This window comes from Candidatus Pantoea bituminis, assembly GCF_018842675.1.
Taxonomy (GTDB): Bacteria; Pseudomonadota; Gammaproteobacteria; order Enterobacterales; family Enterobacteriaceae; genus Pantoea; species Pantoea phytostimulans.
Map to the genome: position 1 here is coordinate 908,364 of NZ_JAGTWO010000004.1, position 13,812 is coordinate 922,175.

Genomic DNA, 13,812 nt, shown 5'->3' on the forward strand with positions numbered 1-13,812 from the left:
ATGACGCCCGAAACTGACATTGCGCTGCGTGTAAACCATCTTTCGCTGTGGTACGGCGAGCGCCAGGCGCTGCAAGATATCTCGCTGCAAGTACCTAAAAATCGCATCACCGCGCTGATTGGTCCCTCTGGCTGCGGTAAATCAACGCTGCTGCGCTGCTTCAACCGCATGAATGATGTGATCGATAACTGCCGAATTGAGGGCGAAATCTTGCTCGACCAATGGGCGATTATGAATGCTAACCAGGATCTTTCTGCCTTGCGCCGGCGGGTCGGCATGGTGTTTCAGCGGCCTAATCCTTTCCCTAAATCGATCTATGAAAACGTGGTGTATGGCTTGCGCTTGCAGGGCGTGCGCGATAAGCGCGTGTTGAATGAAGCCTGCGAACGCGCGCTGCGAGCGGCGGCACTGTGGAGTGAAGTGAAAGATCAGCTGGGCCAAAATGCGCTAAAGCTTTCTACCGGCCAGCAGCAGCGATTGGTGATTGCCCGGGCGATTGCTATCGAGCCAGAAGTGTTGTTGCTGGATGAACCGACTTCCGCGCTGGACCCGATCTCCACGTTGGTGATTGAAGAGCTGATGACCACGCTAAAGCAGCACTTCACGCTGGTTCTGGTGACACACAACATGCAGCAGGCTTCGCGCGTATCTGATTACACAGCCTTTATGCACAACGGCGCATTAGTAGAGTTTGATGAAACCGATCGGATTTTCACTACGCCGAAAGAGCGTCGCACGGAAGATTACATTACCGGGCGCTACGGTTGAGGAAACCAAAAGGAGAAGCCTGGGCTTCTCCTTGGAAAATCATTCGTGGGCGTGCCCTTGTGGCGGAAGCTGTTCGCCATCCAGCCAGGCTTTTCCGTCGCGCATCGTCAATCGTCCTTCGATAAACCAGTTAATCACCAGCGGATAAATGGCGTGTTCCTGATGCTGAACGCGTTGCGTAATCTCTTGCTCACTGTCTTCAGCAAACACTGGCACTTTGGCTTGCAAAATAACCGGGCCGCCATCCAGTTCATCAGTAACGAAATGCACTGACGTACCGTGCTCGGCATCACCATTTTCCAGCGCCTGACGATGCGTATGCAGGCCGGGATATTTCGGCAGAAGGGAAGGGTGAATGTTCAGCAGGCGATCGTGATAACGCGCCACAAAAGCGCTGCTTAAAATACGCATGTAGCCGGCTAACACCACCAGATCGGGTGCGTAAGCATCGATCTCTGTCATCAGCTGGCGATCAAAAGCTTCACGATCGGCGAAGTCGCTGGCGGCTAACGCATGTGTCGGCACGCCGGCTTCTTTAGCCCGTACTAAACCAAAGGCAGAGGCTTTATTACTGAACACGGCAGCGACACTGCCGTGAACACGCCCGCTTGCGCAGGCGTCAAGGAGGGACTGAAGATTACTTCCGTTACCGGAAATCAGCACAACCAGTTTTTTCATGCGTTAATAACCACACGCTCTTCAGAGTCAGAGGCGTTAATCACACCGATTTTCCACGCTTTCTCACCGGCTGCGCTCATCAGTTCAACCGCTTTGTCAGCATCAGCTGGGCTCAGCGCAATCAGCATGCCCACACCGCAGTTAAAGGTGCGGTACATTTCGTGACGGCTAACGTTACCCGCTTGCTGCATCCAGGTGAACACAGAAGGCCACTGCCAGCTCTTCTCGTCAATCACCGCTTGCGTATTGTCAGGCAACACGCGAGGAATGTTTTCCCAGAAGCCGCCACCGGTCAGGTGACAGATAGCATGCACGTCAATCTGCTCGATCAGGCTGAGGATATTTTTCACGTAGATGCGGGTCGGTTCGAGCAGGTGGTCAGCCAGCGGTTTGCCATCCAGCTGTTCAACCAGCGGATCGGTGTTGCTGACTTCAAGAATCTTGCGCACCAGCGAGTAACCATTGGAGTGCGGACCGCTAGAGCCCAGCGCAACCAGCACATCGCCATCTTGCACTTTGCTACCGTCAATAATTTCTGACTTCTCAACCACGCCGACGCAGAAACCCGCAACGTCGTAGTCTTCTCCATGATACATGCCTGGCATTTCAGCGGTTTCACCGCCAACCAGCGCACAACCCGATTGCAGACAGCCTTCAGCGATACCGGTGATCACGGCAGATGCGGTTTCCACATCCAGCTTGCCGGTCGCGTAGTAATCCAGGAAGAACAGCGGCTCAGCGCCTTGCACAATCAGATCATTAACGCACATTGCAACCAGATCAATGCCGATAGCATCGTGGCGCTTGAGATCCATCGCCAGACGCAGCTTGGTACCTACGCCATCGGTGCCGGAGACCAGCACGGGTTCACGGTATTTTTGCGGCAGCGCACAAAGCGCACCGAAACCGCCCAATCCACCCATTACTTCCGGGCGACGAGTCTTTTTCACTACGCCTTTAATACGGTCAACCAGAGCGTTACCAGCATCAATATCAACACCGGCGTCTTTATAGCTGAGAGAGGTCTTGTCGGTCACTGCGAGGTCCCCACGCGAGTTGCGGTTGGTGGTTAAAATAAAGCGCGGCAATTCTAACAGCGCAGGCAAACGTTTGCGAGTCTCAGATTGCGCGCCATGCGATTTTAATCAATCCTTATTTTATTGCGGTAAAACTTTCCTCTTTGCGCAAGGGCATATGGCGCAAACAAGAAAAGGCGGTATAATCCCGCGATTTTTTTAGCTCAACTCATTCCGGGAGAACACCAATGAAGATCGTGGAAGTCAAACACCCGCTGGTCAAACATAAACTGGGCTTGATGCGTGAGCACGATATCAGCACGAAGCGTTTCCGCGAATTGGCCTCGGAAGTAGGCAGCTTGCTGACCTACGAAGCCACCGCAGATTTGGAAACCGAAAGCGTGACCATTGAGGGCTGGAATGGCCCGGTGCAAGTCGATCAAATCAAAGGTAAAAAAATTACCGTAGTGCCAATTCTGCGTGCCGGCCTCGGCATGATGGAAGGCGTGCTGGAGCATGTTCCAAGCGCGCGTATCAGCGTAGTGGGTGTCTACCGTGATGAAGAGACGCTGGAGCCAGTGCCGTATTTCCAGAAGCTGGTTTCTAATATTGAAGAGCGTCTGGCACTGGTGGTTGATCCCATGCTCGCCACCGGCGGTTCGATGATTGCCACCATCGACCTGTTAAAGAAAGCGGGCTGTAGCAGCATCAAGGTGTTGGTCTTAGTCGCCGCACCAGAAGGGATTGCCGCACTGGAAAAAGCGCATCCTGATGTTGAGCTGTACACCGCGTCTATCGATCAGGGATTAAACGAAAAGGGATACATCATTCCTGGACTCGGCGATGCCGGAGACAAGATTTTCGGAACCAAATAAAGAAAGCAGCCGGCGAGAGAGTCGGCTTTTTTTGGCAAAAATAAAACAACATCATCTCCAAATATCTCGCGCTGCAGCAAGGCGGCAAACGATCTTAAACCGATGAGCTTACTTAAGTAAGTGGGTCGGGTGAGCGAGAGCAGCCAACGCAACGGCAATGCGCGGTATACAGGAGACAGGGGATTACTGATGACACGTCGCGCCATTGGCGTTAGCGAACGACCGCCGCTACTGCAAACTATTCCACTCAGCCTGCAACATCTGTTCGCCATGTTTGGCGCAACGGTTTTGGTGCCTATTTTGTTTCACATCAACCCGGCTACGGTGTTGCTGTTCAATGGTATTGGCACGCTGATTTATCTGTTCATCTGTAAAGGTAAAATCCCCGCCTATTTAGGATCGAGCTTTGCTTTTATATCACCGGTGCTGCTGCTGTTACCGTTGGGTTATGAAGTGGCGCTTGGCGGTTTTATCCTGTGTGGCCTGTTATTCTGCCTGGTGGCGTTGATCGTCAAAAAAGCAGGAACCGGCTGGCTCGATGTGATGTTTCCGCCCGCAGCCATGGGCGCTATTGTTGCGGTCATCGGCCTTGAGCTGGCGGGCGTAGCGGCGAATATGGCGGGGTTGTTACCTGCTGAAGGCAGTTCGCCAGACAGCAAGACGGTAATCATCTCCTTGGTCACGCTGGCCGTCACGGTTTTTGGTTCGGTGCTGTTTCGCGGTTTTCTCGCCATTATCCCGATTCTGGTGGGTGTGCTGGTGGGCTACGCGCTCTCCTTTTATGGGCATTGTCGACTGGACCAGCGTTTACAACGCGCCATGGTTTGCGTTGCCGACCTTTTATACCCCACGATTCGAATGGGTAGCGATGCTGACAATTCTACCGGCTGCGCTGGTGGTCATTGCTGAGCACGTTGGGCATTTGGTAGTGACAGCGAATATCGTGAAAAAGGATTTGATCCGCGATCCCGGTTTACACCGTTCAATGTTCGCCAACGGTTTATCGACCATGATTTCCGGCTTCTTTGGTTCAACGCCTAACACTACTTATGGCGAAAACATCGGCGTGATGGCGATTACGCGTGTTTACAGCACATGGGTCATTGGCGGCGCAGCTATTTTTGCCATCTTGCTCTCATGCGTTGGCAAACTGGCGGCAGCGATTCAGGCAGTGCCAGTACCGGTAATGGGCGGTGTGTCGTTACTGCTTTATGGTGTTATCGGTGCTTCAGGTATCCGCGTGTTGATCGAATCCAAAGTGGATTACAACAAAGCGCAAAACTTGATCCTCACCTCGGTGATTCTGATCATTGGCGTGAGCGGCGCGAAAGTGCACATCGGCGCGGCTGAGTTGAAAGGCATGGCATTAGCGACGCTGGTTGGTGTTGGGCTGGCGTTGATTTTCCGCGTCATCTCACTACTGCGACCGGAAGAAGTGGTGCTGGACGCCGAAGAAAAAAGCGGCCATTAAGACCAAAGCGAGGCAGGGAAGCCTCATTCATCTCTTTTTAAAAACTGTGGTAGACTTCCCCGGTTTTTAGCTTGTTCGCTTGCTGAGGTGCTTCTGAACACGCCGGCACAATTATCATTGCCACTTTATTTACCTGACGACGAAACCTTTGCCAGCTTCTGGCCAGGGAAAACCCGTCGCTGATTGCTGCGTTAAAGGGTGCTCTCACTCAACATCATGGCAGCTATCTCTATTTCTGGTCACGCGAAGGCGGAGGACGCAGTCATTTGCTGCACGCCGCGTGCGCTGAAATGTCTGCGCGTGGTGAAGCGGTTGGCTACGTTCCGCTGGATAAACGCACCTGGTTTGTACCGGAAGTCTTAGACGGCATGGAACAGCTGGCGCTGGTCTGTATCGATAATATCGAATGCATTGCAGGTGAAGCTGAATGGGAAATGGCGATCTTTGATCTCTATAACCGCATTCTTGAAACCGGTAATACGCGTTTATTGATCACCGGCGATCGCCCACCGCGACAACTCAATCTACATTTACCCGATCTGGCTTCGCGCCTCGATTGGGGACAAATCTACCGTTTACAGCCGCTTTCTGATGAAGACAAGCTGCAAGCGCTGCAATTGCGCGCCGGTCTGCGTGGATTCGAACTGCCGGAAGATGTGGGACGCTTCCTGCTCAAGCGTCTCGATCGTGAAATGCGAACGCTGTTTGAAACGCTGGATCGGCTTGATCGCGCCTCCATCAGCGCACAGCGTAAGCTGACCATTCCTTTCGTTAAAGAGACGCTCGGCCTTTAACACTCCGTTTTTAAAGAATGTCGAGCACCGCTTCCGGTGGTCGACCCAGCCGCGCCTGCTCGCCGTTGATCACAATTGGCCGCTCAAGAAGCCTGGGATTCGCCACCAGCGCGTTAATTAACTCACTTTCACTTTTGTCAGCCTCACCGAGCGCCAGCGCTTTATAGAGATCTTCTTTATTGCGCATGAGCTGCCGTGCGCTGGTCATACCGAGCTTTTTCAACAAAATTTGCAGCATTTCACGATCCGGTGGGGTCTCCAGATAAAGTACCACTTCCGGTTCAATGCCGCGTGCTGTGAGCAGTGCCAGCGTTTCGCGGCTCTTACTACAGCGCGGGTTGTGATAAATGGTCACCATTATCGTTATCCTTTTTGATACTGCTTAAAGCGTTGTTGCAGCTGACGTAACTGGTCAATGCGCGCATCATAACGCGCTTGCTGCAGACTACCGAGTGGAACCTGGGTGCTGGCACGGCTCAACGCAGAAATGGCTTGATCGAGCTGGCCGTTAAGCGCCAGACTTTCCGCACGCGCCGAAAGTTCTTCATCATTCAAACCCTGTTGTGCAGAGGCCTGCGCCAGCAAATCCCAGCCATTGGGATCATCTTTATTCGCCCAGGTATAGCGATTCAGGATGCGGCTGGCATTGGCGGGTTGTTTGGCTTCGACGTAGGCATTGGCAAGGTTGAGCTGTACCACCGGACTGTTTTTCGCGCCGCTGGCCCCGTTGAGTAAGGCTATCGCCTGCTGCGGCTGATTCAGCCCAATCTCGATATCTGACATGATATCGAGAAACCAGACGTTATTCGGCTGCTTCGCCAGCAAGGGCGCGATGATCTTTTTCGCATCGCCATAACTTTTAGCCTGTAAAAATTGTACCGCTTTCCCATATTGCGAGGCCATTTGTTCGCGTGCGTTGCCATTAGCATATTGGCTGAGCAGTTCGTCGGTCAGCTGATTGCGCCCCGTGGCATACATTCCCAGCGCACGTACCTTGGCCATATAAAAGTCTTCGGTAGATTGCACGACGACCGGACGCATCTGATTAGCTCGGTTGCGTGCATCGGCGAGACGGCTATCGGGCAGCGGGTGTGTCAATAAAATTTCGGGCGGTTTGGAGGAGAAACGCGTCTGATCGGCGAGCTTTTGCAGAAAATTAGGCATCGCCTGGGGATCGAATCCGGCGCGTTGTAAAACCTGAATACCAATGCGATCGGCTTCCTGCTCATTGCCCTGAGTAAAACTGATAATCCCTTGTTGCGTGCCTGCTAGCGTACCGGTCAGCGCCGCCATTCCGGCTTGCGGGTTCGCCATTGCTAACAGAATCGATCCCAGCGCACCAACCCAGGTTAGCGGCGCATTGCGTTTTTGATCTTCCATAGCTCGCGCCAGATGGCGCTGGGTGACGTGGGATATTTCATGCGCGACCACCGAAGCCAGCTGGCTCTCGTTGTCGGTATAGCGAAACAGCGCTGAATGCAGCACCACGTTACCGCCGAAAAAGGCGAAGGCGTTGAGTTCATCATTTTGAATCAGGAAAAAGTGAAACGGCGTTTTTACCGAATCTGCATGTGCGACCAGCCGCTGACCGAGCTGATTAATATATTGGTTAAGCAAAGGATCATTGATCAGCGGTGCACTGGCTCGAAGCTGGCGCACGTAGAAGTCGCCCATCTGTAATTCTTGATTAATGGAAAGGGTCGATCCGGCAGTCGTGCCTATATCGGGCAACGAATCACTGACATCGGCGCTGGCAGGTGCCAGGCTGGTCAGCATCAAAGTGGGAATGAGCGCGGCGAGCAGCGTTTTCTTTAACCGGTTCAACATGATGTAATCCTGTAGAGAAGCCCTGAGATTGGACAGGTGCGCAGCGGTAATGTTCTTTTTTTAAGGGGTAATCACGCTTCGCGCCTATCTTAACCACAGCCCGGTAAGAAAGAAATGTGGTTTTCTGCCAAAGCACGCGCTCCTTGCTAACCTAATGGGCTAAGTTGCAGCAAAAAATTGAATGTCTTGCTAACGTCAACGAAAGTTAAACACTTGCCATATTGTGCAACGCTATTCAGGAATACAGAGAATTATTGCGGTGTATTCTTATCGCTAATTAACAAAAAAGTTTAAATATGCGTTCTTGCCCAAGTAACAGCGTCAGCTTCGAAATTGCTTCGAATTAAAGTTATGTAAATTTACTCAAAAAAATTGAATGTGGCATGTTTTTTTCCAGGTTTACTCTGAAAAAACAGCGCAAAAAGATAAAGAATTAACTGAGGTTGTATTGCTGTTTTTTATCGTGAACGTCAACTTTTGAAATTATCAGGAATAATAATTGGTCGTATAAAAGCTAATTGATGGTCAGTTTATCTTTGCTTGCGTGGGAAATTAAGGGCCATGAATAAGACAAGCAAGGGTTGATGTACCATCCAGGAATTTGTTTAATTGTCGCTGATAATAATATTTAGTGGAAACTATAATTTGATTTTGCGCATTTCGTGAGGGCGCTCACTTTCATTGTGCTGTGATATAGATAAGCCCTATTCAAAAAATGAATCTGCAACGCGTTATTTGCATGAGAGGATATCTATGCGTTCAGCTGTATCTTACGCGCTGATTGCCATTATTGGTGGTGCTATTGGCGCGGGCGTTACGCAAAGTGGCGTAATTTATGAAAAGGTCATGCGGCATTTCACGGCGCAACCCAGCGACCCTGAAGGTTTCTGGAGTACGCCAGCGGTAGAAGGTTACGGTAAAATACATTACGAAGCGGATGCAGCCTTTAAACCGGTCGCAGGATTGAGTAATAAAATCGTATTCCAAATTACGCGTAGCGATGGCGCAATGACCGACCCTAATTTAGGTCTGGAGCGCGTCGCACGCGTCGTTAATCTTTATATCGCCTCGGGTGTGCCCGCGGACCAGTTGAAGTTTGTGGTATCAGTAACGGGCGACGCAACGCCTGCCATGTTGGATAACGCGCATTTCAAACAGTTTTACGGCATTGATAATCCGAATATCAAACTGATCAATGAACTTAATAAAGTTGGCGTGAAGGTTTCCGTCTGTGATCAATCGGTGGCATTCCACCATTACCCTAATGACTGGATTGATAAATCAGTCGTCCATGCACTTTCCAGCCCAACCACGGTGTCGACTCTGCAAAATCAGGGTTATGCATGGCTACAAATGTAAAGTAAACAGGAGAGTAAGCGATGCGTCCAGCAGCGTATATTGTGGTGGCAGCGGTAGCCGGATTTATTGGTGGCAATGTTTTACAATTACCGGAATTAGTGGATAAGGTCAGCGGGAAATTTGCAGATAATAAATCTGAGCCTGCCGATTTTTGGAGCACACCGGCAATTGAGGGGTTTGGAAAAATACATTATGTTGACACGCCAGCTTTTAAACCTGGGTCAGTAGATGGCCTGAGTAATAAAATTGTTTTCCAGATCAACCGCAGCGAAGGCGATATTCGTCAGCCTAATCTCGGTCTGGAACGCGTAGCGCGCGTCACCAATCTTTATTACGCAGCGGGCGTGCCGCTCGATCAACTGAAATTTGTCGTCTCAATCAACAGCGATGCGGTTCCTGCGGCGTTGAGCAATGATCAATTCCGCAAAACCTACGGCGTAGATAACCCAAACCTCAAACTGATCAGCGAACTGAAAAAAGCCGGTGTTCAGGTATCAATTTGCGATCAATCTGTGGCTTTCCACAACTATCAGCGCGACTGGATTGACCCCATGGTGACGCATACAATTTCCAGCGGGACTACCGTTGCGACCCTGCAAAACAGTGGTTACGCTTTCTTGATGTTGTAATTTTCCTCTACAGCGGCGTCACTGCCGCTGTCATCCTTTCACGCTTTCCTCGCCTTATTTTCCCGCTTCTGATGTTTTGCCCTAAAAGAGCTTCAGGCAATTAGCACCAGTAAAATCCTTGCTTTCGGGCTGCGTCGTCCGGCTTAGACGTGCTCTTATTGGGTTTCAAGGTGTACACTGACACCGTAAATGACCAGGGCACGCTGTAAACACTAACAAAAATAACAGAGTCGGGCAGACCAATAATGAATGATTTCACTGTGGCGGCAACGCCATGCTAATGCGACTACGTCCAAAAACGGACCTGCGCACGCTGATCGCGGTATTGGTTATCGCCAGCATTGTGGTGACTTTGACCAATGCCATGTACGCCACGTGGCGCGTGCAGCGTATGGTGTTGATCGACAGCACGCTGGAGGCGAATCGCGCTTATGCGGCAAAGCTGGCGTCGACGACTGAAATCTTTTTCCAACTGGCGCAGTCACAGCTGCATTATAGTGCGAAACAGCTCGGCAATGATTTCGATGATGTTAAATTGCTCACAACTGAGGTCGACCGGCTGCGTGAGCAAACCAGCAGCTTCAACTCGGTGGCGGTGGTAGACGCAAATGGCGTTGTTAAAGCCATCTCTCCCGAATCGCTAACGTTGAAAGGTATGCATCTCACCAGCGATGCCTCAAAGAAGCGCTGGCTGTGCGCCAGCCTGTTATCAGTAAACCGACCCTTTCAGCCGCCAACAATCTGATCGTTTTTGTCTCCTGGCCGATATGGGATGGGGAAGGGCGCTATCTTGGCTATATTGGCGGCACCATTTATCTCAAAAAGAAAAGCATTCTGAACGCGCTGTTGGGCCAGCAATTTTATCGCGATGGCTCCAGCGTTTATGTCATCGACAGCAATAATCAGGTGCTTTATCACCAGAACAGCCAGCTGATTGGCAAAGTGCTGCCAGCCATTATTAGCGAGCACGAACGAGAAGAGAAACCCAACGGCTCGCTGCAGATTTCCAGCCGTGACGAAAAAACGCGGTTAGCGGGATATGCCATTGTGCCCACCACCGGTTGGATGGTTGTGACGTTCAAACCAATGGATGTCACATTGGAACCGCTTTCCGGCTTATTAATGAAGGTGCTCAAGCATTCCGTACCCTTTGCGCTGTTAACGCTGCTGGTGGCGGTAATATTGGCGCGGCTGATTGCGCTGCCGCTGTGGCAGCTTGCTCGCAAAGCCAGCAAGATGGATGCGCAAAGCGTATCCACAGAAATCAGCGTTATTCGCGCCTGGTATTTTGAAGCGGCGCAGGTAAAACGCGCACTGTTAACCGGCATTGGCCTGGTGCAGGAGAAGATCGGGCGGCTTAACTCGGAAGCGCAAACCGATCCCCTTACCCAACTGTTTAATCGCCGCGGACTCAATGCGGTATTAGATTATTACCAAACGATGCGCCAACCTTTTGCGGTGCTGGCATTGGATATCGATCATTTCAAACGGGTTAACGATACGTGGGGTCACGATGTTGGCGACAACGTGATACAACAGGTCGCCCGCACATTAACTGCCAGCGCCCGGCAAACGGATGTAGTGTGCCGCAACGGCGGCGAAGAATTTTTGATGCTACTGCCCGGCAGCGCCGCCGATGAAGCCAGCGTCATGGCGGAACGCGTGCGTAAAAGCATAGCCAATGCCTGCATAGAAGAAGTGGGTAACATTACCCTTTCCATTGGCGTAGCGGCGTGGTGCGGGGAGGACGTTGCGCTTGAGGTCACGCTTAAGCAAGCCGATGCTGCGCTCTATCAGGCAAAACAAGCGGGCCGTAACTGCGTGTGCGTATCAGGAAAAAGCGTATCGCTGTTAAGCCAGACGCCGCACTAAGCACCTTTTCAGGCCAGTAATATCCGGTACAATCGTCGTCCTTTATGACGTCATGGATAGAAAGGTATGCTGGCTTTATTGATTCAATGGTACAAACGCCGTTTCAGCGATCCGCAGGCTATTGCCCTGTTGGTGATCCTGCTGGCCGGTTTCTGCATCCTTTTCTTTCTCAGCGGATTACTCGCGCCACTGCTGGTCGCGCTGGTGTTGGCTTACTTGCTGGAGTGGCCAACCGCGCGTTTACAACGTGTTGGCTGCACTCGCAGCTGGGCCACGACGATTGTGCTGGTACTGTTTGCCGGTATCTTGCTGGTGCTGGTCTTGATTGTTGCCCCGGTCGCCTGGCAACAGGGCATCAACCTGACGCGTGATCTGCCCAATATGCTCAACAAACTTTATGTGTTTGCGGCGGGCTTACCGAAGCGTTTTCCTGCATTGGTGGACGCAGGCATTATCGATCTGATCGTAGAGAATTTGCGTAGCCGCTTAAGCGGCGTTGGCGATTCGCTGGTCAAGTATTCCCTGGCCTCATTGGTTGGCTTGATGACGCTGATGATTTATTTGGTGCTGGTGCCACTGATGGTGTTTTTCCTGTTGAAAGACAAAGATCAGATGCTGAATGCGGTGCGACGCGTGCTGCCACGTAATCGCGGTTTAGCCGGTGTGGTATGGCAAGAGATGAACCAGCAGATTACCAATTATATTCGCGGCAAAGTGCTGGAAATGGTGGTGGTGGGTATTGTCAGCTGGCTGGCATTTTTGTTTCTCGGCCTCAATTACGCCTTGTTGCTGGCGGTATTGGTGGGAATATCAGTATTAATTCCCTATATCGGCGCAATGTTAGTGACCATTCCGGTGATTGGCGTGGGGCTGTTTCAGTGGGGACTCGGCAGCGATTTCTGGACCATGTTCATTGTTTATTTAGTGATTCAGGCGCTGGATGGCAATATTTTGGTGCCGGTTCTGTTCTCGGAGGCGGTTAATCTGCATCCGCTGGTGATTATTCTTTCGGTAGTGATTTTCGGTGGAATGTGGGGTTTCTGGGGCGTGTTTTTTGCTATCCCACTCGCGACGTTAGTGAAGGCGGTGGTGCATGCCTGGCCCGATGATTTACTGGAGGAGCATAAACGGTAAGAAACAGGGCGCGGCAGCGATGATCGCCGCGCCCGCAGTACATCAGGCAGACTGAATGTAATCCAGTACGATGTCGTGGTGATTTGACGTTTTGAAGTCGTCGAACACTTTTTCGATTTTGCCATTCGCATCAACCAGAAAGCTGATGCGATGAATGCCATCATAGGTTTTGCCCATGAAGGTTTTCTCACCCCAAATGCCAAATTGCTCACTTACCTGGTGATCTTCATCAGAGAGCAGCGTGAAGTTCAGCAACTCTTTCTCGATAAAGCGTGACAGCTTTTCCGGTTTGTCGGTGCTGATACCCAACACTTCCACACCCGCCATTTTCAACTTATCCATGTTGTCGCGCAGACCGCAGGCCTGAACGGTACAACCTGGCGTCATTGCCTTCGGGTAGAAGTAGACCAGAACGCGCTGTCCCTGGAAGTCGGTCAAATTTACTTGTTCGCCGTCCTGATCGGACAAGCTAAATTTCGGTGCAGTATCACCGGCTTTCAGTGGATTCATCACATCTCTCCATTTTTTAATCATGCTGTGGGTAATACACCATCTGACGAGAAACTGCCAAATGGAAATTACCATCAGGGGTATTTCACCACATAGCTTTAGGCCGCTAAGCGACAGCAATGCGGAGAAATAGCTCCGGTTTAGCACGTGCACAGCTTAGCGCGTGGACGTCACCTGCTCGACACTTTCTACATCCGACATACTGTAAAGTCGCAGCGTGCCTTGGGCATTCAGCTCCTGACAAAGCGCGTTAAACGCCTGTTCAAATGGCGCACCTTCGGTTCGCGTTGGGCTGTGGGCAGTCATTTGAATATAGAGCGTTGGCGGCTGATTGTGTTGAGCGGGTGTAATGCGCGAAACCAATTCAGCAATATTCATCTGGTGTTTATCGATCAAATCGGTAAAGCGCTCGATGATATGTGGCGAGTCGGGCACTTCAACCTGTACCAGCGCAGTATCCGGCATCGGCGGACGCACCTTTGCGTTCGTGCGTTTCATCACAATCAGCAATTCCAGCTCCGCGCCTTTAAGCGGCAAAGTCGATTCAATCAGCGTGATGGCGTTCCAACTGCCCGAAAGCAGCATGATAAAAGTGAATTCATCCCCAAGCATGGCAAGACGGCTGTCTTCGATGTTGCAACCGCAGCTGCTGACATGGCGGGTAATCGTATTGACGATTCCCGGGCGGTCAACACCCAACGCAGTGATGACCAAATGGTGGGGCTGAGATTGCGGCAAAATGGGTTTTCCTATGCATTCGCTAATAACTATAAGGTAAACATAAAAAAAACTGCTGACAAGCGCCGGAATGGCGTGGCTTGCTTGCTTTTCACTAAGCGTAAAACGTACCATGAAGCACTTGTTTGTCGAGGGGATCGC

The 13,812-nt window shown here is 51.3% G+C and carries 11 protein-coding genes and 3 pseudogenes; 8 read left to right on the top strand and 6 right to left on the bottom strand.

The window, feature by feature from the left end; genetic code table 11:
• The gene (gene pstB / locus KQP84_RS08035) at nt 1-768 is read left to right on the top strand and encodes a phosphate ABC transporter ATP-binding protein PstB (RefSeq protein ID WP_215845885.1); all 768 of its coding nucleotides are present in this window, start codon (nt 1-3) and stop codon (nt 766-768) included.
• 39 nt (nt 769-807) lie between these two features.
• Here the strand turns inward: pstB and purN are convergent, their stop codons facing one another.
• Both purN and purM read right to left on the bottom strand, forming a co-directional pair.
• Nucleotides 808-1,446: a phosphoribosylglycinamide formyltransferase gene (purN, locus tag KQP84_RS08040; RefSeq protein ID WP_215845887.1), complete on the bottom strand. Its 639-nt coding sequence runs from the start codon at nt 1,444-1,446 to the stop codon at nt 808-810.
• On the bottom strand, nt 1,443-2,483 hold the full coding sequence (gene purM, locus KQP84_RS08045; protein WP_215845889.1) for a phosphoribosylformylglycinamidine cyclo-ligase: 1,041 nt from the start codon (nt 2,481-2,483) through the stop codon (nt 1,443-1,445). The genes purN and purM overlap by 4 nt, the downstream gene beginning before the upstream one ends.
• Before the next feature lie 227 nt (nt 2,484-2,710).
• Here purM and upp point away from each other — a divergent pair, with 227 nt between their 5' ends.
• The 3 genes and pseudogenes from upp (at nt 2,711) to hda (ending at nt 5,602) form a co-directional block, all read left to right on the top strand.
• Entirely contained in the window at nt 2,711-3,337 is a 627-nt protein-coding gene (upp, locus tag KQP84_RS08050; RefSeq protein WP_215845890.1) for a uracil phosphoribosyltransferase, read from the top strand.
• Nucleotides 3,338-3,607: 270 nt separating this feature from the next.
• Nucleotides 3,608-4,808: pseudogene (uraA, locus tag KQP84_RS08055) on the top strand (uracil permease).
• 93 nt (nt 4,809-4,901) lie between these two features.
• Nucleotides 4,902-5,602, top strand: a pseudogene (hda, locus tag KQP84_RS08060) (DnaA inactivator Hda).
• Nucleotides 5,603-5,612: 10 nt separating this feature from the next.
• On the opposite strand, the gene arsC reads toward hda, so the two are convergent.
• Nucleotides 5,613-5,960 carry an arsenate reductase (glutaredoxin) gene (gene arsC, locus KQP84_RS08065; RefSeq protein WP_215845892.1) on the bottom strand — a complete coding sequence of 116 codons (348 nt, stop codon included), beginning with the start codon at nt 5,958-5,960 and terminating at the stop codon, nt 5,613-5,615.
• A gap of 5 nt (nt 5,961-5,965) precedes the next feature.
• Complete coding sequence (gene bepA / locus KQP84_RS08070) at nt 5,966-7,429, bottom strand: beta-barrel assembly-enhancing protease (protein WP_215845894.1); 1,464 nt, start codon at nt 7,427-7,429, stop codon at nt 5,966-5,968.
• Nucleotides 7,430-8,182: 753 nt separating this feature from the next.
• Here bepA and KQP84_RS08075 point away from each other — a divergent pair.
• From KQP84_RS08075 to KQP84_RS08090, 4 genes and pseudogenes are all read left to right on the top strand, one after another.
• On the top strand, nt 8,183-8,788 hold the full coding sequence (locus KQP84_RS08075; RefSeq protein WP_215845896.1) for a DsrE family protein: 606 nt from the start codon (nt 8,183-8,185) through the stop codon (nt 8,786-8,788).
• A gap of 20 nt (nt 8,789-8,808) precedes the next feature.
• Complete coding sequence (locus KQP84_RS08080) at nt 8,809-9,417, top strand: DsrE family protein (protein WP_215845898.1); 609 nt, start codon at nt 8,809-8,811, stop codon at nt 9,415-9,417.
• A 274-nt stretch (nt 9,418-9,691) separates the two neighbouring features.
• Nucleotides 9,692-11,289: pseudogene (locus KQP84_RS08085) on the top strand (sensor domain-containing diguanylate cyclase).
• Nucleotides 11,290-11,355: 66 nt separating this feature from the next.
• On the top strand, nt 11,356-12,423 hold the full coding sequence (locus KQP84_RS08090) for an AI-2E family transporter (protein ID WP_215845899.1): 1,068 nt from the start codon (nt 11,356-11,358) through the stop codon (nt 12,421-12,423).
• Between the two features lie 42 nt (nt 12,424-12,465).
• Here the strand turns inward: KQP84_RS08090 and bcp are convergent, their stop codons facing one another.
• Together bcp and KQP84_RS08100 are read right to left on the bottom strand one after the other, a co-directional pair.
• Nucleotides 12,466-12,933, bottom strand: coding sequence for a thioredoxin-dependent thiol peroxidase (gene bcp, locus KQP84_RS08095; RefSeq protein WP_215845901.1), 468 nt, complete (start codon nt 12,931-12,933; stop codon nt 12,466-12,468).
• Nucleotides 12,934-13,089: 156 nt separating this feature from the next.
• Nucleotides 13,090-13,671 (bottom strand): glycine cleavage system transcriptional repressor, encoded by a 582-nt coding sequence (locus KQP84_RS08100; RefSeq protein WP_215845903.1) that lies wholly within the window; start codon nt 13,669-13,671, stop codon nt 13,090-13,092.
• Between the last annotated feature and the right edge of the window lie 141 nt (nt 13,672-13,812).

Coding starts and splice junctions, on each gene's coding strand:
- bcp (WP_215845901.1), bottom strand. CDS start 12,933: ATGAATCCACTGAAAGCCGGTGATACTGCACCGAAATTTAGCTTGTCC.
- arsC (WP_215845892.1), bottom strand. CDS start 5,960: ATGGTGACCATTTATCACAACCCGCGCTGTAGTAAGAGCCGCGAAACG.
- KQP84_RS08080 (WP_215845898.1), top strand. CDS start 8,809: ATGCGTCCAGCAGCGTATATTGTGGTGGCAGCGGTAGCCGGATTTATT.
- upp (WP_215845890.1), top strand. CDS start 2,711: ATGAAGATCGTGGAAGTCAAACACCCGCTGGTCAAACATAAACTGGGC.
- pstB (WP_215845885.1), top strand. CDS start 1: ATGACGCCCGAAACTGACATTGCGCTGCGTGTAAACCATCTTTCGCTG.
- KQP84_RS08075 (WP_215845896.1), top strand. CDS start 8,183: ATGCGTTCAGCTGTATCTTACGCGCTGATTGCCATTATTGGTGGTGCT.
- KQP84_RS08090 (WP_215845899.1), top strand. CDS start 11,356: ATGCTGGCTTTATTGATTCAATGGTACAAACGCCGTTTCAGCGATCCG.
- purN (WP_215845887.1), bottom strand. CDS start 1,446: ATGAAAAAACTGGTTGTGCTGATTTCCGGTAACGGAAGTAATCTTCAG.
- bepA (WP_215845894.1), bottom strand. CDS start 7,429: ATGTTGAACCGGTTAAAGAAAACGCTGCTCGCCGCGCTCATTCCCACT.